This is a genomic window from Streptomyces sp. NPDC096193, assembly GCF_040302905.1.
Classification (GTDB): Bacteria; Actinomycetota; Actinomycetes; order Streptomycetales; family Streptomycetaceae; genus Streptomyces.
In genome coordinates this window covers 12224-32974 of sequence record NZ_JBEOSJ010000020.1, presented here as the reverse complement: position 1 = coordinate 32974, position 20751 = coordinate 12224, and the positions used below count along the sequence as shown (strand labels likewise).

At 70.7% G+C, this 20751-nt stretch carries 21 protein-coding genes; 1 reads left to right on the top strand and 20 read right to left on the bottom strand.

Features of this window, described 5'->3' with window-relative positions:
• Nucleotides 1–100 precede the first annotated feature (100 nt).
• The 12 genes from coaBC to pyrR all read right to left on the bottom strand — a co-directional run bounded on the left by coaBC (nt 101) and on the right by pyrR (nt 12930).
• On the bottom strand, nt 101–1303 hold the full coding sequence (coaBC, locus tag ABTX78_RS25810) for a bifunctional phosphopantothenoylcysteine decarboxylase/phosphopantothenate--cysteine ligase CoaBC (protein WP_352209175.1): 1203 nt from the start codon (nt 1301–1303) through the stop codon (nt 101–103).
• 94 nt (nt 1304–1397) lie between these two features.
• Entirely contained in the window at nt 1398–1670 is a 273-nt protein-coding gene (gene rpoZ, locus ABTX78_RS25805) for a DNA-directed RNA polymerase subunit omega (protein ID WP_028814064.1), read from the bottom strand.
• Between the two features lie 53 nt (nt 1671–1723).
• Nucleotides 1724–2305 (bottom strand): guanylate kinase, encoded by a 582-nt coding sequence (gene gmk, locus ABTX78_RS25800; protein ID WP_352209174.1) that lies wholly within the window; start codon nt 2303–2305, stop codon nt 1724–1726.
• A gap of 38 nt (nt 2306–2343) precedes the next feature.
• On the bottom strand, nt 2344–2667 hold the full coding sequence (locus ABTX78_RS25795; protein ID WP_005319887.1) for an integration host factor: 324 nt from the start codon (nt 2665–2667) through the stop codon (nt 2344–2346).
• A 279-nt stretch (nt 2668–2946) separates the two neighbouring features.
• Entirely contained in the window at nt 2947–3792 is an 846-nt protein-coding gene (gene pyrF / locus ABTX78_RS25790; RefSeq protein WP_352209173.1) for an orotidine-5'-phosphate decarboxylase, read from the bottom strand.
• On the bottom strand, nt 3789–4898 hold the full coding sequence (locus ABTX78_RS25785) for a quinone-dependent dihydroorotate dehydrogenase (protein ID WP_352209172.1): 1110 nt from the start codon (nt 4896–4898) through the stop codon (nt 3789–3791). Before ABTX78_RS25785 ends, pyrF begins: the two co-directional genes overlap by 4 nt.
• A gap of 62 nt (nt 4899–4960) precedes the next feature.
• Entirely contained in the window at nt 4961–8269 is a 3309-nt protein-coding gene (gene carB / locus ABTX78_RS25780) for a carbamoyl-phosphate synthase large subunit (protein WP_352209171.1), read from the bottom strand.
• Nucleotides 8262–9398 carry a glutamine-hydrolyzing carbamoyl-phosphate synthase small subunit gene (gene carA / locus ABTX78_RS25775; RefSeq protein WP_352209170.1) on the bottom strand — a complete coding sequence of 379 codons (1137 nt, stop codon included), beginning with the start codon at nt 9396–9398 and terminating at the stop codon, nt 8262–8264. The genes carB and carA overlap by 8 nt, the downstream gene beginning before the upstream one ends.
• Nucleotides 9395–9964 carry a PH-like domain-containing protein gene (locus ABTX78_RS25770; protein ID WP_352209169.1) on the bottom strand — a complete coding sequence of 190 codons (570 nt, stop codon included), beginning with the start codon at nt 9962–9964 and terminating at the stop codon, nt 9395–9397. The genes carA and ABTX78_RS25770 overlap by 4 nt, the downstream gene beginning before the upstream one ends.
• Nucleotides 9961–11247 carry a dihydroorotase gene (locus ABTX78_RS25765; protein WP_352209168.1) on the bottom strand — a complete coding sequence of 429 codons (1287 nt, stop codon included), beginning with the start codon at nt 11245–11247 and terminating at the stop codon, nt 9961–9963. The genes ABTX78_RS25770 and ABTX78_RS25765 overlap by 4 nt, the downstream gene beginning before the upstream one ends.
• Before the next feature lie 2 nt (nt 11248–11249).
• Nucleotides 11250–12236, bottom strand: coding sequence for an aspartate carbamoyltransferase catalytic subunit (locus ABTX78_RS25760; protein WP_352209167.1), 987 nt, complete (start codon nt 12234–12236; stop codon nt 11250–11252).
• A 118-nt stretch (nt 12237–12354) separates the two neighbouring features.
• Nucleotides 12355–12930: a bifunctional pyr operon transcriptional regulator/uracil phosphoribosyltransferase PyrR gene (pyrR, locus tag ABTX78_RS25755; protein ID WP_313947477.1), complete on the bottom strand. Its 576-nt coding sequence runs from the start codon at nt 12928–12930 to the stop codon at nt 12355–12357.
• Nucleotides 12931–13127: 197 nt separating this feature from the next.
• On the opposite strand from pyrR, the gene bldD reads away from it, so the two are divergent.
• Nucleotides 13128–13628: a transcriptional regulator BldD gene (gene bldD, locus ABTX78_RS25750; protein ID WP_266489365.1), complete on the top strand. Its 501-nt coding sequence runs from the start codon at nt 13128–13130 to the stop codon at nt 13626–13628.
• 408 nt (nt 13629–14036) lie between these two features.
• Here the strand turns inward: bldD and nusB are convergent, their stop codons facing one another.
• The 8 genes from nusB to aroC form a co-directional block, all read right to left on the bottom strand.
• A complete protein-coding gene (gene nusB / locus ABTX78_RS25745) occupies nt 14037–14465 on the bottom strand; it encodes a transcription antitermination factor NusB (protein WP_352209166.1) in 429 nt (142 codons plus the stop codon).
• Nucleotides 14466–14467: 2 nt separating this feature from the next.
• Nucleotides 14468–15034: an elongation factor P gene (gene efp, locus ABTX78_RS25740; RefSeq protein WP_313947475.1), complete on the bottom strand. Its 567-nt coding sequence runs from the start codon at nt 15032–15034 to the stop codon at nt 14468–14470.
• 60 nt (nt 15035–15094) lie between these two features.
• Entirely contained in the window at nt 15095–16201 is a 1107-nt protein-coding gene (locus ABTX78_RS25735; protein ID WP_352209165.1) for an aminopeptidase P family protein, read from the bottom strand.
• Nucleotides 16202–16272: 71 nt separating this feature from the next.
• Nucleotides 16273–17178 (bottom strand): Pro-rich N-terminal domain-containing protein, encoded by a 906-nt coding sequence (locus ABTX78_RS25730; protein ID WP_352209164.1) that lies wholly within the window; start codon nt 17176–17178, stop codon nt 16273–16275.
• A gap of 153 nt (nt 17179–17331) precedes the next feature.
• Nucleotides 17332–17772 (bottom strand): type II 3-dehydroquinate dehydratase, encoded by a 441-nt coding sequence (locus tag ABTX78_RS25725; RefSeq protein ID WP_352209163.1) that lies wholly within the window; start codon nt 17770–17772, stop codon nt 17332–17334.
• A complete protein-coding gene (aroB, locus tag ABTX78_RS25720) occupies nt 17769–18860 on the bottom strand; it encodes a 3-dehydroquinate synthase (RefSeq protein WP_352209162.1) in 1092 nt (363 codons plus the stop codon). The genes ABTX78_RS25725 and aroB overlap by 4 nt, the downstream gene beginning before the upstream one ends.
• The gene (locus ABTX78_RS25715) at nt 18857–19372 is read right to left on the bottom strand and encodes a shikimate kinase (RefSeq protein ID WP_502993960.1); all 516 of its coding nucleotides are present in this window, start codon (nt 19370–19372) and stop codon (nt 18857–18859) included. The genes aroB and ABTX78_RS25715 overlap by 4 nt, the downstream gene beginning before the upstream one ends.
• A complete protein-coding gene (gene aroC, locus ABTX78_RS25710) occupies nt 19369–20553 on the bottom strand; it encodes a chorismate synthase (RefSeq protein WP_352209161.1) in 1185 nt (394 codons plus the stop codon). The genes ABTX78_RS25715 and aroC overlap by 4 nt, the downstream gene beginning before the upstream one ends.
• Nucleotides 20554–20751 lie beyond the last annotated feature (198 nt).

Below are 20751 nucleotides of genomic sequence, written 5' to 3'. Positions count from 1 at the left end.
TGCGGCGGAGGGGTGCCGGAAGGGCAGGAGGGCCGGATTTCACCGCCGGTACGCCTGGTTTGGCCGATTTTCGCCCAGCTGCCGATCCGCCATCAAGAATTCACCCGAGCCTGGGGGCCACCAGGTCCCAGACGATGTCCGCGAGGGCCTCCTTGGGCCCGTACGGCACGGGTGTCTCGCCGCCGTCCGCGGTGAGGACCACCGCCTCGTTCTCCTCCGAGCCGAAGGTCTTGCGCTCGCCGACCTCGTTGACCACGAGCAGGTCGCAGCCCTTGCGGCGGAGCTTGTCGCGGCCGTTGGCGAGGACGTCGTCGGTCTCGGCCGCGAAGCCGACGATCACCTGATCGGCCCGGGCCCGTTCGTGGCTGATCTCGGCGAGGATGTCGGGGTTGCGGACCAGTGCGACGGGCGCGGGCTCCTGCCCGTCCTTCTTCTTGATCTTCCCGGAGGCGTAGGCGGCCGGCCGGAAATCGGCCACCGCGGCGGCCATCACGACCGCGTCGGCGTCCGCCGCAGCCTTGAGCACGGCCTCCCGCAGCTGCACGGCCGTGCCGACGTGGACGACGTCGCATCCCGCGGGGTCGGGCATACCGGTGTTGGCCTCGATGAGCGTGACCCGGGCACCACGGGCCGCGGCCGTACGGGCGAGGGCGTACCCCTGCTTGCCGGAGGAGCGGTTGCCCAGGTACCGCACCGGGTCGAGCGGCTCGCGCGTGCCGCCGGCGCTGACGACGACATGGTGCCCGGCCAGGTCCGGCTCGGCCGCGCCGCGGGCGAGAACCCGGCGGCACACCTCGAAGATCTCGCCCGGATCGGGCAGCCGGCCCTTGCCGGTGTCGACGCCGGTGAGCCGGCCCACCGCGGGCTCGACGACCACGGCGCCGCGGCGCCGGAGCGTCGCCACGTTCTCCTGGGTCGCCGGGTGCTCCCACATCTCCGTGTGCATGGCGGGGGCGAAGACCACAGGACAGCGGGCGGTGAGCAGGGTGTTGGTGAGGAGGTCGTCGGCGATCCCGTGCGCGGCCTTGGCCAGCATGTCGGCGGTCGCGGGCGCCACCACGACGAGGTCGGCTCCCTGGCCGATGCGGACGTGCGGGACCTCGTGGACGTCGGACCAGACCTCGGTCGAGACGGGGTGACCGGACAGCGCCGACCAGGTCGCCGCGCCGACGAAGTGCAGTGCGGACGCGGTCGGCACCACGCGCACGTCGTGGCCGGATTCGGTCAGCCTCCGCAGCAGCTCGCACGCCTTGTACGCGGCGATGCCACCGCTGACCCCAAGAACGACCTTCGGCTTGTCCACTGTGTCTCCCCGCACTCGGCTCGCTTCCCTCCCATGACACACCACAGGCCCGGCGGATGTTCCGCCGGGCCTGTGATGAAAGTACCGCTACGCCTTACTGGGCCGGACCCTCAATGGCCTCGGAGGTCAGCAGACCCGCGTTGATCTCGCGCAGGGCGATCGAGAGCGGCTTCTCGTGGACGTGGGTGTCAACGAGCGGACCGACGTACTCGAGCAGGCCTTCGCCGAGCTGCGAGTAGTACGCGTTGATCTGACGCGCGCGCTTGGCCGCGTAGATCACGAGGCTGTACTTCGAGTCCGTGGCCTCGAGCAGCTCGTCGATCGGCGGGTTGATGATGCCCTCGGGCGTGGAAATGGAAGAGGACACGCTCTACCTTCCGACAGATGGGAAAAAGCGAAAACGGTGCTGGGATCCGGAACTCACTCCCCGGAATCCGAAGAAGACACCGCCATCAAGGCTAGCAGCTCGCGCGAGACGTCTTCGACGGAGGTGTTGACCAGTGTGGTGTCGAACTCCGACTCGGCGGCCAGCTCGACCTTCGCGACCGTCAGCCGGCGCTCGATCACCTCGGTCGACTCCGTACCGCGGCCGGTGAGACGGCGGACCAGCTCGTCCCAGCTGGGCGGGGCGAGAAAGACCAGCTGGGAGTCCGGCATGGACTCCTTCACCTGCCTGGCACCCTGGAGGTCGATCTCCAGCAGCACGGGCTCGCCCGCCTCCAGGCGGTCGTGCACGGCATGGCGCGGCGTGCCGTAGCGGTTGCCCGCGAACTCGGCCCATTCGAGCAGCTCACCGTTGGCGATCAGCTTGTCGAATTCCTCGTCGGAGACGAAGAAATACTGAACGCCGTGACGCTCGCCGGGGCGCGGCTTTCTGGTGGTCGCCGACACCGAGAGCCAGACCTCGGGGTGGACCTTGCGCATATGCGCGACGACCGTGCTCTTACCGACCCCGGAGGGGCCGGAGAGCACGGTCAGCCGCGGACGTACCTCTGCTGCCATGCAGCGATTATCCAGGTTCCCGGGGGTGCCCGGAAACGTCAGGCGGCACCGCCGCCGAACTCGCGCTCGAGAGAGGCGATCTGGTTGGAGCCGAGACCGCGCACACGGCGGCTCTCGGAGATGCCGAGCCGCTCCATGATCTGCTTGGCGCGGACCTTGCCGACGCCGGGCAGGGACTCGAGCAGGGCGGAGACCTTCATCTTGCCGATGACGTCGTTCTCCTGGCCCTGCTTGATGACCTCGTGGAGGGAGGCGCCGGAGTGCTTGAGTCGATTTTTGACCTCGGCCCGCTCCCGGCGAGCCGCGGCGGCCTTTTCGAGCGCGGCTGCGCGCTGTTCAGGGGTAAGGGGCGGAAGAGCCACGCCTACGTCACCTCGGATGTCGAACTGTCGGATACGGACCGGTGAGGAACCTAGTCGCCCCACACCAGGCGAGCAACGAGCAGCGCACTGCACGTTCGCTCTTCGACGGAGACTAGCGGCCATCACCGCTCCAGTCAGCGAGAACAGCGGAAAAGTCCTGGTCAGCATCGATCGACCAGGACTTTTCGGACATATCACCCCTGATTTCGGCCAAAGACTCGGTCAACAAGCCGCGGACGGAGTTGCGACGAGGCCGCAGGTCGACGCGCCGGAGCGGTTCTAAACCCCCGAAACCGCCGAACGGACCTCGTCCGCGAAGCGTTCGGCCGACGCGCGCAGCGCCGCGGGGTCGGGTCCGTGCCGCAGCACGCCCCGGCTCACGTTGGGCACGACATTGCGCACCGCGGCGCCGAAGACCTTCGGCAGATCGGCGGCCGTCGCTCCCTGGGCGCCGATCCCGGGGGCCAGCAGCGGACCGTTGACCGCGAGGTCGAACGACGACAGATCGCCGAGCGTCGCGCCCACCACCGCCCCGAACGACCCCATCGGGCTCTGCCCGGCGTTCTCGGCTGCCAGGTGGGCGAGCATCGTCGCGCCGATGCTGCGGCCGTCCTCGCGCACCGCGCGCTGGACCTCCGCGCCCTCCGGGTTGGACGTGAGGGCGAGGACGAACAGTCCGGTCCCGCTCTCCCGGGCGAGATCGACGGCCGGCTTCAGTGAGCCGTAGCCGAGATACGGGGACACGGTCAGCGCGTCGGAGAACAGGGGCGCGTCCTTGCGCAGGAAGGTCTCCGCGTACGCGGCCATGGTGGAGCCGATGTCGCCGCGCTTGGCGTCCATCACGACCAGCGCGCCTGCAGAGCGCAGATCCACCACCGCGCGTTCCAGAACGGCGATGCCCCGGGAGCCGAAGCGCTCGAAGAAGGCGCTCTGCGGCTTGAAGACGGCGACGTGCTCGCCCAGCGCCTCGACGACCGTGCGGGTGAAGCGCTCCAGGCCCGCGATGTCGTCGCCGAGTCCCCACTCGCTCAGCAGCGACGCATGCGGGTCGATGCCGACGCACAGCGGACCGCGCTCGTCCATCGCGGTCCGCAGCCGGGTACCGAAGGGTTCCAGAGGGCTCATGCGTTCGCCTTTCGGGTGTCGGCGCCGACGGCCTCGGCGAGGGTGGCGTAGGGGCTGGTGGCCAGGCGGGCGGCCAGGCCCTTGTGGATCGCGCGGCTCCACAGCGGGCCCTCGTAGATGAAGGCGCTGTAGCCCTGGACGAGCGTGGCACCGGCGAGGATGCGCTGCCAGGCGTCCTCGGCGTTCTCGATGCCGCCGACTCCGACCAGGGTGATCCGGTCGCCGACGCGCGCGTACAGCCGTCGCAGCACCTCCAGCGAGCGCGCCTTGACCGGAGCCCCGGACAGTCCGCCGGTCTCCTTGACCAGGGCAGGGTCGGAGGTGAGCCCGAGGCCCTCGCGGGCGATGGTGGTGTTGGTGGCGATGATGCCGTCGAGGCCGAGTTCCACCGCGAGGTCGGCCACGGCGTCGACGTCCTCGTCCGCAAGATCCGGTGCGATCTTGACGAGCAGCGGGACGCGGCGGTCGGTGACGGTGCGGTCGGCGGCCTCGCGCACGGCGGTCAGCAGCGGGCGCAGCGACTCGGTGGCCTGGAGATTGCGCAGGCCGGGGGTGTTCGGCGAGGAGACGTTCACGACGAGGTAGTCGGCGTGCCGGGCCAGGCGCTCGGTGGACGTCACGTAGTCGCCGACGGCCTCCTCCTCGGGGACGGCCTTGGTCTTGCCGATGTTGACGCCCACGGTGGTCCGGAAGACGGCCTTCCGCGCGGCGAGCCGTTCGGCGACGGCGGCCGAGCCCTCGTTGTTGAACCCCATCCGGTTGATCAGGGCGCGGTCCGGTACGAGCCGGAACAGGCGCTTTGCGGGGTTGCCCGGCTGGGCCAGGGCCGTGACCGTGCCGATCTCGATGTGGTCGAAGCCGAGCATCGACATGCCGTCGATGGCGACGGCGTTCTTGTCGAACCCCGCCGCGAGCCCGAACGGGCCGTGCATGCGCAGTCCGAGCGCCTCGGTGCGCAGCTCCTGGTAGCGCGGCGCGAGCACGGCGGCGACGAAGGTCCGCAGGACGGGGACGCGGGCTGCCAGCCGGATCCAGCGGAAGGCCAGGTGGTGCGCCTGCTCCGGGTCCATCCGCCGGAAGACGAGACGGAAGAAGAACGTGTACATGGTGATGTCCTCGGGGGCCTCATGAAGAGGGGGACACCGTCTGGTGTCCCCCTCGTGGGTGGCTAGTCGCGGGCCGCGATCAGATGCTCGGCGTGTTCCTGGAGGGAACGGACGCCCACGTCGCCGCGGTTGAGCGCGTCGATGCCCTGGACGGCGGCGGCGAGCGCCTGGACCGTCGTCAGACACGGCACGCTGCGCGCCACCGCTGCCGTCCGGATGTCGTAGCCGTCGAGACGGCCGCCCGTGCCGTAGGGCGTGTTGACGATGAGGTCGACCTGTCCGTCGTGGATCAGCTGGACGATGGTCTTCTCGCCGTTCACCCCCTCGCCCTCGGAGTGCTTGCGCACGATCGTGGCGTTGATGCCGTTGCGCTTGAGCACCTCGGCCGTGCCGGAGGTGGCCAGCAGCTCGAATCCGTGCGCGACGAGCTCACGGGCCGGGAAGATCATCGACCGCTTGTCGCGGTTGGCGACGGAGATGAACGCGCGGCCCTTGGTGGGCAGCGGACCGTACGCACCGGCCTGCGACTTGGCGTAGGCCGTGCCGAAGACGGTGTCGATGCCCATGACCTCGCCGGTGGAGCGCATCTCCGGGCCGAGGACGGTGTCGACGCCGCGGCCGTGGATGTCGCGGAAGCGCGACCAGGGCATCACGGCCTCCTTGACCGAGATCGGCGCGTCCATGGGGAGCGTGCCACCGTCGCCGCGGGCCGGGAGCAGGCCCTCGCCGCGCAGTTCGGCGATGGTCGCGCCCAGCGAGATACGGGCCGCGGCCTTCGCCAGCGGCACCGCGGTCGCCTTCGAGGTGAAGGGGACGGTGCGGGAGGCGCGCGGGTTGGCCTCCAGGACGTACAGGATGTCGCCGGCCAGGGCGAACTGGATGTTGATCAGTCCGCGTACGCCGACGCCCCGGGCGATCGCCTCGGTCGAGGCGCGCAGCCGCTTGATGTCGAAGCCGCCGAGCGTGATCGGGGGCAGCGCGCACGCCGAGTCGCCGGAGTGGATACCGGCCTCCTCGATGTGTTCCATGACGCCGCCGAGGTAGAGCTCGGTGCCGTCGTAGAGGGCGTCGACGTCGATCTCGATGGCGTCGTCGAGGAAGCGGTCGACCAGGACCGGCCGGGTGGGGCTGATCTCGGTGGACTCGGCGATGTACGTCTCGAGGCGGCTCTCCTCGTACACGATCTCCATGCCACGGCCGCCGAGCACGTATGACGGGCGCACCAGGACCGGGTAGCCGATCTCGTCGGCGATGGCCTTGGCCTCGGCGAAGGTGGTCGCGGTGCCGTGCTTGGGCGCGGGGAGGCCGGCCTCCTTCAGGACGCGACCGAAGGCGCCGCGGTCCTCGGCGGCGTGGATCGCCTCCGGTGAGGTGCCGACGACGGGCACGCCGTTGTCCTTGAGCGCCTGGGCCAAGCCCAGCGGGGTCTGGCCGCCGAGCTGGACGACGACGCCCGCGATGGGGCCGGCGAGCGTCTCGGCGTGCACGATCTCCAATACGTCCTCCAGGGTGAGCGGCTCGAAGTAGAGCCGGTCGGAGGTGTCGTAGTCGGTGGAGACCGTCTCGGGGTTGCAGTTGACCATCACGGTCTCGTAGCCGGCCTCGCTGAGCGCGAAGGAGGCGTGGACGCAGGAGTAGTCGAACTCGATGCCCTGGCCGATGCGGTTCGGACCGGAGCCGAGGATGATCACGGCGGGCTTCTCGCGCGGGGCGACCTCGGTCTCCTCGTCGTACGAGGAGTAGAAGTACGGGGTCTTCGCGGCGAACTCGGCGGCGCAGGTGTCGACGGTCTTGTAGACCGGGCGGACGCCCAGCGCGTGCCGGACCTCGCGCACGACGTCCTCGCGCAGGCCGCGGATCTCCGCGATCTGGGCGTCGGAGAAGCCGTGCCGCTTGGCCTCGGTGAGGAGCTCCGGGCCGAGCTTGTCCGCGGCGGCCAGCTCGTCGGCGTGCTCCTTGATCAGGAACAGCTGGTCGACGAACCACGGGTCGATCTTCGTCGCCTCGAAGACCTCCTCGGGGGTGGCACCCGCGCGGATCGTCTGCATGACGGTGTTGATGCGGCCGTCGGTCGGGGTTGCGGCGACGCGCAGCAGCTCGTCCTTGTCACCGGGCTCGCCGGTGAAGGCGAACTGCGAGCCCTTCTTCTCCAGGGACCGCAGGGCCTTCTGCAGGGCCTCGGTGAAGTTCCGTCCGATGGCCATGGCCTCGCCCACCGACTTCATGGTGGTGGTCAGGGTGGCGTCGGCGGAGGGGAACTTCTCGAAGGCGAAGCGGGGCACCTTCACGACGACGTAGTCGAGCGTGGGCTCGAAGGACGCCGGGGTCTTCTCGGTGATGTCGTTCGGGATCTCGTCGAGGGTGTAGCCGACGGCGAGCCGGGCCGCGATTTTGGCGATGGGGAAACCGGTCGCCTTCGACGCCAGCGCCGATGACCGCGAGACCCGGGGGTTCATCTCGATGACGATGATCCGGCCGTCGTCGGGGTTGACGGCGAACTGGATGTTGCAGCCGCCGGTGTCGACGCCCACCTCGCGGATGATCGCGATGCCGATGTCGCGAAGCCGCTGGTACTCGCGGTCGGTGAGGGTCATCGCGGGTGCGACGGTGATCGAGTCACCGGTGTGCACGCCCATGGGGTCGAAGTTCTCGATGGAGCACACGACCACGACGTTGTCGTTCTTGTCGCGCATCAGCTCCAGCTCGTACTCCTTCCAGCCGAGGATGGACTCCTCCAGGAGCACCTCGGTGGTCGGCGAGAGCGTCAGTCCCTGGCCGGCGATACGGCGCAGCTCGCCCTCGTCGTGGGCGAAGCCGGAGCCCGCGCCGCCCATGGTGAAGGAGGGGCGGACGACGACGGGGTAGCCGCCGAGGATGTCGACGCCCTTGATCACGTCGTCCATGGAGTGGCAGATGACGGAGCGGGCGGACTCGCCGTGGCCGATCTTCCCCCGGACGGCCTCGACGACCTCCTTGAAGAGGTCACGGTCCTCGCCCTTGTTGATCGCCTCGACGTTGGCGCCGATCAGCTCGACGCCGTACTTCTCCAACACTCCCTGCTCGTGCATGGAGATCGCGGTGTTGAGCGCGGTCTGACCGCCGAGGGTGGGCAGCAGCGCGTCGGGCCGCTCCTTGGCGATGATCTTCTCGACGAACTCGGGGGTGATGGGCTCGACGTAGGTGGCGTCGGCGATCTCCGGGTCGGTCATGATCGTCGCCGGGTTGGAGTTCACCAGGATGACGCGCAGGCCCTCGGACTTGAGGACGCGGCAGGCCTGGGTGCCGGAGTAGTCGAACTCCGCGGCCTGGCCGATGACGATCGGGCCGGAGCCGATGACCAGAACGGACTGGATGTCGGAGCGCTTAGGCACGCTGGCCCTCCATCAGGGATACGAAGCGGTCGAAGAGGTACGCGGCGTCGTGCGGACCCGCGGCCGCCTCGGGGTGGTACTGGACGCTGAATGCCGGCCGGTCGAGCAGCCGCAGGCCCTCCACCACGTTGTCGTTGAGACAGACGTGGGAGACCTCGGCGCGCCCGTAGGGCGTCTCGGAGATCTGGTCGAGCGGGGCGTCGACGGCGAAGCCGTGGTTGTGCGCGGTGACCTCGACCTTGCCCGTGGAGCGGTCCTGGACGGGCTGGTTGATGCCGCGGTGGCCGTACTTCAGTTTGTAGGTGCCGAAGCCGAGCGAGCGGCCGAGGAGCTGGTTGCCGAAGCAGATGCCGAACAGCGGGGTGCTGCGCTCCAGGACCGCCTTGACGACGGTCAGGTCGGCGGTGGCGGGGTCGCCGGGGCCGTTGGAGAGGAAGACGCCGTCGGGGCGGACCGCGTACACCTCGTCGACCGTGGCCGTGGCGGGCAGGACGTGCACCTCGATGCCGCGCTCGGCCATCCGGTGCGGGGTCATGCCCTTGATGCCGAGGTCGAGAGCGACCACGGTGAAGCGCTTGGTGCCGATGGCGGGGACGACGTACGCGTCGGTGGTGGCCACCTGGGCGGACAGGTCGGCGCCGGTCATCTCGGGGGCCTGCCGGACACGGGTGAGCAGCGTCCCGTCGTCGGCGAGGCCCTCCCCGGAGAAGATGCCGACGCGCATCGCGCCGCGCTCGCGCAGATGGCGGGTGAGGGCGCGGGTGTCGATGTCGCTGATGCCGACGATGCCCTGGGCGGCGAGCTCGTCGTCGAGGGTGCGACGCGAGCGCCAGTTGGAGCGGACCCGGGCGGGGTCGCGGACGACGTATCCGGCGACCCAGATCTTGCGGGACTCGTCGTCCTCGTCGTTGACGCCGGTGTTGCCGACGTGCGGGGCGGTCATCACGACGACCTGGCGGTGGTACGAGGGGTCGGTCAGCGTCTCCTGGTAACCGGTCATACCGGTGTTGAACACCGCCTCGCCGAAGGTCTCCCCCACGGCCCCGTAGGCGCGGCCGCGGAAGATCCGGCCGTCCTCCAGGACGAGTACGGCGGGAACCTTCGCGGTTCCCCTGGTGGAGGTCGTCATCGTGCGGTGCCTTCCGTCGTGATGTGCGTGTTCATGGAGTTGACGGCCTCGACCCAGGCGGTGTGCTCCGCCGCGTGGTCCGAGCGGAAGCCCGAGTCGATGAGCGTCTCGCCGTGCTGCCAGGTGACGATCAGCAGCCCGCCCTCGGTGAGCACCTTCCCGGCGATCCCCTTGTCGAGCCGTGCCTCGCGCAGCTGTGCCGCGGGGACGAAGAAGTCGGCGGCGCCGGGGCGTACGACATCCAGTCCCGCGTCGGTCAGGGTGAGCTCCACGCGGCTGCGGGCGCCCAGACCATGCGCCACGATGCGGTCGAGCCACTGACCGGCCGTGGTCGAGCCGTGGTAGCGGCCCGTCATGGTCAGCTTCGCCTCTCCGGGCGCGTCCGGCGCGGTGGGGAGCTCCGGCAGACCGGACTGCAGGGTGCCCCGCCACTTCCAGCCCTGGCGCATCAGCCAGTAGACGAAGGCGATGAAGAGCAGCAGCCCGACGACCCAGCCCGCGCGGGCCGCCCAGTCGGTGACCTCCGCGGACTGCTTCGCGGCGGCGGTGTGGAGATGAGTTGTCACGCGAGCTTCCCGTCGACGACCGTGGCGCGGCCCCGCAGGAAGGTGTGGGTGACGCGTCCCGGCAGCTCACGGCCCTCGTACGGCGTGTTGCGGCTGCGGGACGCGAAGCCCGTGGGGTCCACCGGTCCACGGTATGCCGGATCGACGAGCGTGAGGTTCGCGGGCTCACCTGCCGAGACGGGGCGTCCGTGGCCCTGCAGACGGCCGATCTTCGCGGGCCGGAAGGACATCCGGTCGGCGACAACCGCCCAGTCGGTCAGGCCGGTCTCGATCATCGTCTCCTGGACGACGGAGAGCGCGGTCTCCAGGCCGACCATGCCCATGGCCGCCGCGCCCCACTCACAGTCCTTGTCCTCGTGCGGGTGCGGGGCGTGGTCGGTGGCGACGCAGTCGATGGTGCCGTCGGCGAGCGCCTCGCGCAGGGCCATCACGTCGGCCTCGGTGCGCAGCGGCGGGTTGACCTTGTAGACGGGGTTGTAGGTGCGCACCAGGTCGTCGGTGAGCAGCAGGTGGTGCGGGGTGACCTCGGCGGTGACGTCCCAGCCCTTGGACTTGGCCCAGCGGACGATCTCCACGGAGCCCGCGGTCGAGAGGTGGCAAATGTGCACCCGGGAGCCGACGTGGGCGGCGAGGAGGACATCGCGGGCGATGATCGACTCCTCGGCGACGGCGGGCCAGCCGCCGAGTCCGAGCTCGGCGGAGACGATGCCCTCGTTCATCTGGGCGCCCTCGGTGAGGCGGGGCTCCTGCGCGTGCTGGGCGACGACGCCGTCGAAGGCCTTCACGTACTCCAGCGCACGGCGCATGATCACCGCGTCGTCGACGCACTTGCCGTCGTCGGAGAAGACCTTCACGCCGGCGGCGGAGTCGTGCATCGCGCCGAGCTCCGCCAGCTGCTTGCCCTCCAGGCCCACGGTGACGGCGCCGACCGGCTGGACGTCGCAGTAGCCGGACTCCTTGCCGAGCCGCCAGACCTGCTCGACGACGCCGGCGGTGTCGGCCACGGGGAAGGTGTTGGCCATGGCGTGGACGGCGGTGAAGCCGCCGACGGCGGCGGCCTTGGTACCGGTCAGAACGGTCTCGGAGTCCTCACGGCCGGGCTCGCGCAGATGGGTGTGCAGGTCGACGAGACCCGGCAGCAGGATCCTGCCCTCGGCCTCGATCACGGTCGCGCCGTCGGCGCTCAGGCCGGCGCCGACGGCCGCGATGGTCTCGCCGTCGATCAGGACGTCCTGCGGCTCGCCGCCCAGCACCTTCGCGCCACGGATAAGGATCTTGCTCATGGTTACTTGCTCTCCTCGGTACGGGCGTGGGCGGGGCTGACGGCGGGCTCGTTGCCGCCCAGCAGGAGGTACAGGACGGCCATCCGGATCGAGACGCCGTTGGCGACCTGCTCGACGGCGGTGCAGCGGTCGGAGTCGGCGACCTCGGCGGTGATCTCCATGCCGCGGTTCATCGGGCCGGGGTGCATGACGATGGCGTGCTCCGGCATCCGCGCCATGCGGTCGCCGTCCAGGCCGTAGCGGCGCGAGTACTCGCGCTCGGTGGGGAAGAACGCGGCGTTCATCCGCTCGCGCTGCACCCGCAGCATCATCACGGCGTCGGACTTGGGCAGCACCTCGTCGAGGCTGTACGACACCTGGCACGGCCAGTTCTCGACGCCGATCGGGACGAGCGTCGGCGGGGCGACCAGGGTGACCTCGGCGCCCAGGGTGTTCAGCAGCAGGACGTTGGAGCGGGCGACGCGGCTGTGCAGCACGTCACCGACGACGGTGATGCGGCGCCCTGCCAGGTCGCGGCCGAGCCCGGCGTCGCGCCCGACGAGGCGGCGGCGCATCGTGAAGGCGTCCAGGAGGGCCTGGGTGGGGTGCTCGTGCGTTCCGTCGCCCGCGTTGACGACGGCTCCGTCGATCCAGCCGGAGTTCGCCAGCCGGTAGGGGGCGCCGGAGGCGTGGTGGCGGATGACGACGGCGTCGGCGCCCATCGCCTCCAGGGTCAGGGCGGTGTCCTTGAGCGATTCGCCCTTGGAGACCGACGACCCCTTGGCGGAGAAGTTGATGACGTCGGCGGAGAGCCGCTTGGCGGCGGCCTCGAAGGAGATCCGGGTGCGGGTCGAGTCCTCGAAGAAGAGATTGACGACGGTGCGTCCGCGCAGGGTGGGCAGCTTCTTGATCGGCCGGTCCGCGACCCGGGCCATCTCCTCGGCGGTGTCGAGGATCAGGACGGCGTCGTCACGGGTGAGGTCGGCGGCCGAGATGAGGTGGCGCTTCATCTGGGTGTGCTCCGGTGTGTGGCGGTCGGTGTGCCGGCGGGGTGACCCGGGCGGGGCACGGTGGACTTGCGGGCGTGCGGAGGCTTCCGTACGGCACCTGGGCCGTACGGAGGAAGCGCTACTGCTCGCCGGCCGGGGCGGCCTCGCGGACACCGAGGAGCACGGTGTCGCGACCGTCCTCCTCGGCGAGCAGGACCTTGACCGTCTCCCGCAACGACGTGGGGAGGTTCTTGCCGACGTAGTCGGCGCGAATGGGCAGCTCGCGGTGGCCGCGGTCGACCAGGACCGCCAGCTGCACGGCGCGCGGGCGGCCGATGTCGCCGAGCGCGTCGAGGGCGGCGCGGATGGTGCGGCCGGAGAAGAGCACGTCGTCGACGAGGACGACGAGACGGCCGTCCACCCCGTCACCGGGGATGTCGGTGCGAGCCAGCGTGCGGGCGGGCCGCATCCGCAGGTCGTCGCGGTACATGGTGATGTCGAGCGAGCCGACCGGCATCGTGCGGCCGGTGATCTCCTCAAGCTTGTCGGCGAGCCGGCGGGCGAGGAACACACCACGGGTCGGAATGCCCAGAAGAACCACGTCGTCGGCGCCCTTGGCGCGTTCGACGATCTCGTGGGCGATGCGGGTCAGAACCCGCGCGATGTCGGGCGCCTCGAGAACGGGGCGTGCCACATCGGAGCTGCTGGCGTCCATAAGAAACGGACCTCCTTCTCCGCCTCACGGGACGGACCTTAAAGGACGTCGGATTTGCGCCACCCACCGTATCAGGGCCTTGCGGGACGGTTGATCGGGCCCCTGTCAACAACCGGTCCGGCCCCATTCGGCTTGACGCATCCAAGTAACGCTGCGTAACCTCACAGTGAGTTACCAGACTTCGTCCGGGGAGCTATATGTCCAGCGAATACGCAAAGCAGCTCGGGGCCAAGCTCCGCGCCATCCGCACACAGCAGGGGCTGTCCCTCCACGGCGTGGAAGAGAAGTCCCAGGGCCGCTGGAAGGCCGTCGTGGTCGGGTCCTACGAGCGCGGCGACCGCGCCGTGACCGTGCAGCGCCTCGCCGAGCTGGCCGACTTCTACGGGGTTCCCGTCCAGGAACTGCTTCCCGGCACCACGCCCGGCGGAGCCGCCGAGCCGCCGCCGAAGCTCGTACTGGATCTGGAGCGCCTTGCTCACGTCCCGCAGGAGAAGGCGGGCCCGCTGCAACGTTACGCAGCGACGATCCAGTCCCAGCGCGGCGACTACAACGGCAAGGTGCTGTCGATCCGCCAGGACGACCTGCGCACGCTGGCGGTCATCTACGACCAGTCGCCGTCGGTCCTGACCGAGCAGCTGATCAGCTGGGGCGTCCTGGACGCGGATGCACGCCGTGCCGTGACCCACGAAGAGGGCTGATCCCACTTCAGGAGAAACGTCACATCGGAGGGCGAACCCGTCGTACGCGGGTTCGCCCTCCGACGTTTTCTCCAGGGCCCGGCCCGGGCCCCCGCCGCGCTCCCGGTTTGACGTTCCGCTCCCGGTCCGCGGGGCCGACCGAACGTCGGATCCGGCTCGGTCCCGGAGTGCCGGGCGGCCCGGACCGGCCCCGAGCTTTGGCCAACGCTTGGGCTGCGGCAGGCTGCTGTCGCCCCGTCAGGACACCCGTTCGGCTGCGGTCTCGACGCGCCGGGAGGGCGGGTACGGCGACAGCGGGCACGGACAGCCCGGACACGGACAGCCCGGACACGCACCGGGCCCGGGACGGAAGACCGTACGTCTTCCGTCCCGGGCCCGGTGAAACCGTCCCGCCTACCGGGGCACGGCCTAGGAGCGCCGCAGGCTCGGCTTGAGGTCCTTGAAGCGGCCCAGCAGGCCGTTCACGAACGCAGGCGACTCATCGGTGGAGAACTCCTTGGCGAGCTGCACCGCCTCGTCGATCACCACCGCGTCCGGGGTCTCGTCCACCCACACCAGCTCGTACGCACCGAGCCGCAGGATGTTCCGGTCGACGACCGGCATGCGGTCGATCGTCCAGCCGACGGCGTACGTGGCGATGAGGTCGTCGATCCGGTCCGCGTACTCCGCGTACCCCTCGACCAGGTCCATGGTGTACTCACCGACGGGCGGCTGCCGGTCGTCGGACCGTGCGTGCCGGACCCAGTCCGCGAGGACCGTCTGCACGGACGCCCCGCGCTGGTCGGCCTCGAAGAGGATCTGGAAGGCGCGCTTACGGGCCTTGTTGCGAGCAGCCACGGTTAGCTGTTCACCCGGCCGAGGTAGTCGCCGGAACGGGTGTCGACCTTGATCTTCTCACCGGTGGTGATGAAGAGCGGGACCTGGATGGTGAAGCCCGTCTCGAGGGTGGCGGGCTTGGTGCCGCCGGTGGAACGGTCGCCCTGGACGCCCGGCTCGGTCTCCTGGATGACCAGCTCGACGGCGGCGGGCAGCTCGACGTAGAGCACCTCGCCCTCGTGCTGGGCGACGCTGGCCGTGAAGCCCTCGATCAGGTAGTTGGCGGAATCGCCGACAGCCTTGCGGTCGACCATGAGCTGGTCGTAGGTCTGCATGTCCATGAACACGAAGTACTCGCCGTCCATGTACGAGAACTGCATGTCGCGGCGGTCGACGGTGGCCGTCTCGACCTTCACGCCGGCGTTGAACGTCTTGTCGACGACCTTGCCGGAGAGCACGTTCTTGAGCTTGGTGCGCACGAAGGCAGGGCCCTTGCCGGGCTTGACGTGCTGGAACTCGACGACGGACCAGAGCTGGCCTCCGTCGAGCTTGAGCACCATGCCGTTCTTGAGGTCGTTCGTGGAAGCCACGGTTGCGGAATCTCCTGGACTGACGCTGGTGGACGACCGAGGAAACGCGCCGCCGCGAGGCTAGAGCGCGAGCAGTTCCTTGGTCGTGATGGTGAGTAGCTCGGGTCCGCCGTCCGCCTCCTGGCGCACGACGAGCGTGTCATCGATCCGGACACCTCCCCGGCCGGGGACGTGGACCCCCGGTTCGACGGTGACCGGCACACAAGCGTCCAGTTTACCCATGGCCGCAGGGCCCAGCCTCGGGTCCTCCTCGATTTCGAGCCCCACACCGTGCCCGGTGAGCTGTGCGAGGCCCTCTCCGTGGCCCGCGGCGTTGAGGATCTGCCGGGCCGCCTGGTCGACCTCGCGGTACGCGGCGCCGGGCAGGAGGGACTCCCGAGCGGCCCGCTGAGCGGCGAAGACGACGTCGTACAGCTCGATCTGCCAGTCCGCGGGCGAGGTGCCGATCACGAAGGTGCGGCCGATCTCGCAGCGGTACCCACGGTAATTGGCACCGACGCAGACGGAGAGGAAATCACCCTCCTCGACCCTGCGGTCGGTGGGGCGGTGACCGCCACGGCCGGAGTTGGGGCCGGTCGCGACCGAGGTGGCGAAGGCGGGACCGTCGGCACCGTGGTCCACGAGCCGCCGCTCCAGTTCGAGGGCGAGATGCCGCTCGGTGCGCCCCACGAGGATCGATTCCAGCAGTTCGCCCAGCGCCTGGTCGGTGATCTCCGCCGCGATGCGCAGACAGGCGATCTCCTCCTCGTCCTTGACGATGCGCAGGTGCTCGACCGCGAGGCCCAGATCGGCGATGCGCAGTCGGGGCGCCACCGAGCGCAGCGCGCGATGGCGGACGACCGTCAGGTGGTGCTCCTCGACGGCGAGGGATTCGACGCCCTCCGTCCGGGCGAGCTCGGCGGCGGCGACCGCGGGGTCACCCGCGGAGGTGGGCAGGACGGTCAGCCGCAGCCGTTCGTCCGGGCGGCCGTCGGCGGGATCGCCGGTGAGCGCACGGGGGCAGAGCAGGACGTCCTCGGCCCTGCCCAGCAGGAGAACGGCCCCGGGAGGCGCTCCGCCCGCGAGATAGCGGACGTTCGCGGGACGCGAGACCAGGGCCCCGTCGCTGCCGGTGGCCGCGCACCGGTCGCGCAGCCGGCTGCGGCGGACGCCATACACCTCTGACATGCTCCGAGCCTACGAGCGCGGACGCGAGGCGGCCCGGTCAGCGCGTCCGACCGGGGGCGCGTGGCGGGCGGTTACCAGGCCGGCGGGCTCGCGATGGAGCGGGCGAGGACCTCGTCGAGGACCCGGGCGGTGGTCTCCACGTCGTACTTGGAGTTGTCGATGATCGGCAGGCCCGAGCCGTACCAGCCGGCCATCCGGCCGTGGATGCTCGCCACCTCCTCGTCGGAGAGCCGCCGGTTCCCCCTCCGCTCGGCGTTGCGCTCCAGCACGACCTCGAGGCCGGGGAGCAGCACGACGGGCAGCAGGCCGGGGCCGACGTGCCGCTTCCAGCCTCCGAGGCCGACGACCGGGCGGTCGGGGAAGACGGCGTCGTCGAGGATGCAGGAGATGCCGTTGGCCAGGAAGTTGCGGGCGGCGAAGCCACAGGTGCGGCGAGCGAGCCGGTACTGGGCCTCGGAGCTGTCGTTCCACCCGGACTGCGGGTCGGCGAATCCCGTGCAGACCCACTCGCGGACGTCGTCCAGGCTGATGTGCGCCGTGGGCACGCGCCGGCTGGTGGCCCAGTGGCGGGCCACGGTCGTCTTGCCCGCTCCGGCGGGGCCGATCAGCAGGACGGCGAGAGTGGCCGTGCCGGTGCCGCTGTCGTTCTGCGGGGGCGCGGGTATGGGAACCGGTCCGCCGGGCGGCAGCGGGACGTGCCCGGTGGTGTCGCGGGACGGCGGCGCCGCGGAGGGATGCTGGGGCCCCGGTCCAGTCCAGCCCTGCGAGGGCTGCCCGGTGTGCGGGGGCGGCGGTCCGGGGTGTGCGGACTGCCGGCGGGGAGCCTGACCGGCGGGCGGCGGGCCCTGCGGCGGTGCGACCGGGTGCCCGGGGGGAGGGCCCGGCGGCGGCCCGGGGTGCTGGGCGCTGTGTGTCCATCCGGCCGGTCCGTGCCCCGGTCGGTGGGGCGGCAGCGGACCCCCCACTGCGTGCTGCATCCGGTGCCACTCCGTCTCGTGCGACTGTCGCTGACCAGGCGGCAGCTCGGCCGCCGTTGCTACCGAACCGTACCCCGCGGCGGCGCCGGAGTACGTTCCCGAAGTCCCGGCCGCCATTGGGTGAACGGCCGGAACCGGTCCGAAGTGCCCTGTTCAGCCCGCGATTTCCTCCGCCAGCGCGCGCAGAGCGAGCCGGTAGGAGCCGATGCCGAAGCCCGCGACCGTACCGCTGGCGACGGCGGCCACCACCGTTGTGTGCCGAAATGCCTCGCGTGCGTAGGGGTTCGAGATGTGCACCTCGATCAGCGGGGCGGTGCGCTGCGCCGCGGCGTCCCGCATGCCGTACGAGTAGTGGGTGAAGGCACCGGGGTTGAGAACGACCGGAATCGAACCGTCCGCCGCTTCGTGCAGCCAGCGGATCATCTCGCCCTCGTCGTTCGTCTCCCGCACGTCGACGTCGAAGCCGAGTTCCTTGCCGAGCGTCTGGCAGGCCTCCACCAGTCCGGCGTAGGACGTGGCGCCGTAGACGTCGGGCTCGCGGGAACCGAGGCGTCCGAGGTTGGGCCCGTTGAGCACCAGCACCCGGCGGGTCACGCGGACACCTCGCCGTACGCGGCGAGCAGCACCGCCGGGTCCGGACCCTCCAGCACGGTCGGCTTGGCGAGACCGTCGAGGACGATGAAGCGCAGCAGGTTGCCGCGGGACTTCTTGTCGACCTTCATGGTCTCCAGGAGCTTCGGCCACTGGTCGCCGCGGTAGGTCAGCGGCAGTCCCACGGACTCGAGGACCGCGCGGTGACGGTCGGCGGTCGCGTCGTCGAGCCGCCCGGCCAGCCGGCCCAGTTCGGCGGCGAAGACCATGCCGACCGAGACCGCGGCGCCGTGGCGCCACTTGTAGCGCTCGTTCTTCTCGATGGCGTGGGCGAGGGTGTGGCCGTAGTTGAGGATCTCGCGCAGACCCGACTCCTTGAGGTCGTTGGAGACGACCTCGGCCTTGACCCGGATCGACCGTTCGATGAGCTCGGCGGCATGCTGTCCGGCGGGCGAGCGCGCGCCCTCCGGGTCGGCCTCGATGAGCTCCAGGATCACCGGGTCGGCGATGAAGCCGGCCTTGATGATCTCCGCCAGGCCGCTGACGTAGTCGTTGACCGGCAGCGAGTCGAGCGCGGCCAGGTCGCACAGGACGCCGGCCGGCGGGTGGAAGGCACCCACGAGGTTCTTGCCCTCGGCGGTGTTGATGCCGGTCTTGCCGCCGACCGCCGCGTCGACCATGCCGAGCACCGTGGTCGGCAGCGCGATCCAGCGCACCCCGCGCAGCCAGGTCGCCGCGACGAAGCCCGCGAGGTCGGTGGTGGCGCCACCGCCGACACCGATGACGACGTCGCTGCGGGTGAAGCCGGTCTGCCCGAGGGCCTTCCAGCAGTACGCGGCGACCTCGACGGTCTTGGACTCCTCGGCGTTCGGCAGCTGGATCGCGATGGCCTCGTAGCCCTGGGACGCCAGATCCTCGCGGATGGCCTCACCCGTCTCGGCGAGCGCCTCGGGGTGCAGGACGGCCACGCGCTGCGCCCGCCCGATCAGCGCGGGGAGCTCACCGAGCAGCTGACGGCCCACCAGGACCTCGTACGGGTCGGAGCCTTCCGTACCGCCGACCTGGATTCGGGTCACGGACTGATCGGTCATACGTCCTTCAGCTCCAAAGCGTCGAGGACCGCCTCGGCGACCTCTTCGGGGGTGCGTTCGTCGGTGGCCACGACCACGCGGGCCACCTCGGTGTACAGATGACGGCGGGCGTCCATCAGCTCGCGCCACTGCTTGCGGGGGTTGACGGCGAGGAGCGGCCGGGCCTGGTTCAGGCCCACGCGCCGGACCGCCTCCTCCACCTCCATCGAGAGGTAGACGACGGGCAGGCCCGCGAGCAGTTCGCGGGTCGAGTCGTCGAGGACGGCGCCGCCGCCGAGGGAGAGCACGCCGGTGTGGGCGGCGACCGCGTCCCGTACGGCCGCGCGCTCCAGTTCACGGAAGTAGGGCTCGCCCTCGTCGACGAAGAGGTCCGAGATCTCCCGTCCCTCGGACGCGACGATGTCGGCGTCGGTGTCCCGGTAGGCCACGCCCAGCTGCTCGGCGAGCAGCGCGCCGACGGTGGACTTGCCGGAGCCCATGGGCCCGACCAGGACGATCAGCGGGGCGCTCACCGGATGTGCAGGTTGTCGAGGTAGGAGCGCACGTTGCGGCGGGTCTCGCTCACGCTGTCGCCGCCGAACTTCTCCGCCACCGCGTCGGCGAGCACCAGCGCCACCATCGCCTCGGCGACGATGCCCGCGGCGGGCACGGCGCAGACGTCGGAGCGCTGGTGGTGGGCGGCCGCGACCTCGCCGGTGGCGACGTCGACGGTGGCCAGCGCACGCGGGACGGTCGCGATCGGCTTCATGGCCGCGCGCACCCGCAGCAGCTCACCGGTGGACATGCCCCCCTCGGTGCCGCCCGAGCGGCCCGTGGAGCGACGCAGCCCGTCCGCGGTGGGCACGATCTCGTCGTGGGCCTTGGATCCCGGTACGCGGGCCAGGCCGAAGCCGTCGCCGACCTCGACGCCCTTGATGGCCTGGATGCCCATGAGCGCGGCCGCGAGCCGTGCGTCGAGGCGCCGGTCCCAGTGGACGTGCGAGCCGAGGCCGACCGGAACGTCGTAAGCGAGCACCTCGACGACGCCGCCGAGGGTGTCGCCGTCCTTGTGGGCCTGGTCGATCTCCGCGACCATCGCCTTCGACGCGTCCGCGTCCAGGCAGCGGACCGGGTCGGCGTCCAGCTTCTCCACGTCGGCCGGGGTCGGGACGACGCCGTACGGAGCCTTGGCCGCGGCCAGCTCCACCACGTGCGAGACGATCTCGATACCGGCCGTCTCCTTGAGGTAGGAGCGGGCGACGGCGCCGAGCGCGACGCGGGCGGCGGTCTCCCGGGCGCTGGCGCGCTCCAGGATCGGACGGGCCTCGTCCAGGGCGTACTTCTGCATGCCCGCCAGGTCGGCGTGGCCCGGGCGGGGCCGGGTCAGCGGCGCGTTACGGGCGAGCGCGGCCAGCTCGTCGGGGTCGACGGGGTCGGCCGCCATGACCTTCTCCCACTTCGGCCACTCGGTGTTGCCCACCATGACCGCGACCGGCGAGCCCATCGTCAGCCCGTGGCGCACGCCGCCGAGGAAGGTCACCTCGTCGCGCTCGAACTTCATCCGCGCACCGCGTCCGTAGCCGAGACGCCGACGGGCAAGGTGGTCCGCCACCATGTCCGTGGTGATCGGCACACCGGCGGGAAGACCCTCCAGCGTCGCCACCAGTGCGGGTCCGTGCGACTCCCCCGCCGTCAGCCAACGCAACCTGCTCAACGGTGCTCCTCCTGCTCGCGCCTGGGCCTGCGACGGCACGGCCCGGGACACGTCCCAGCGACAACTGGGGCAGCGCGGCCCTGGCCCGCCTACCCACGATCCTCCCATGTCCGGACGTGGGACCCGGCCGCCGGTCCAGCAGTCGGACGCCGCGTATCAGCCTGTGTCAGCGCCCTTGCCCCGGCCAGGCGCGTCGAC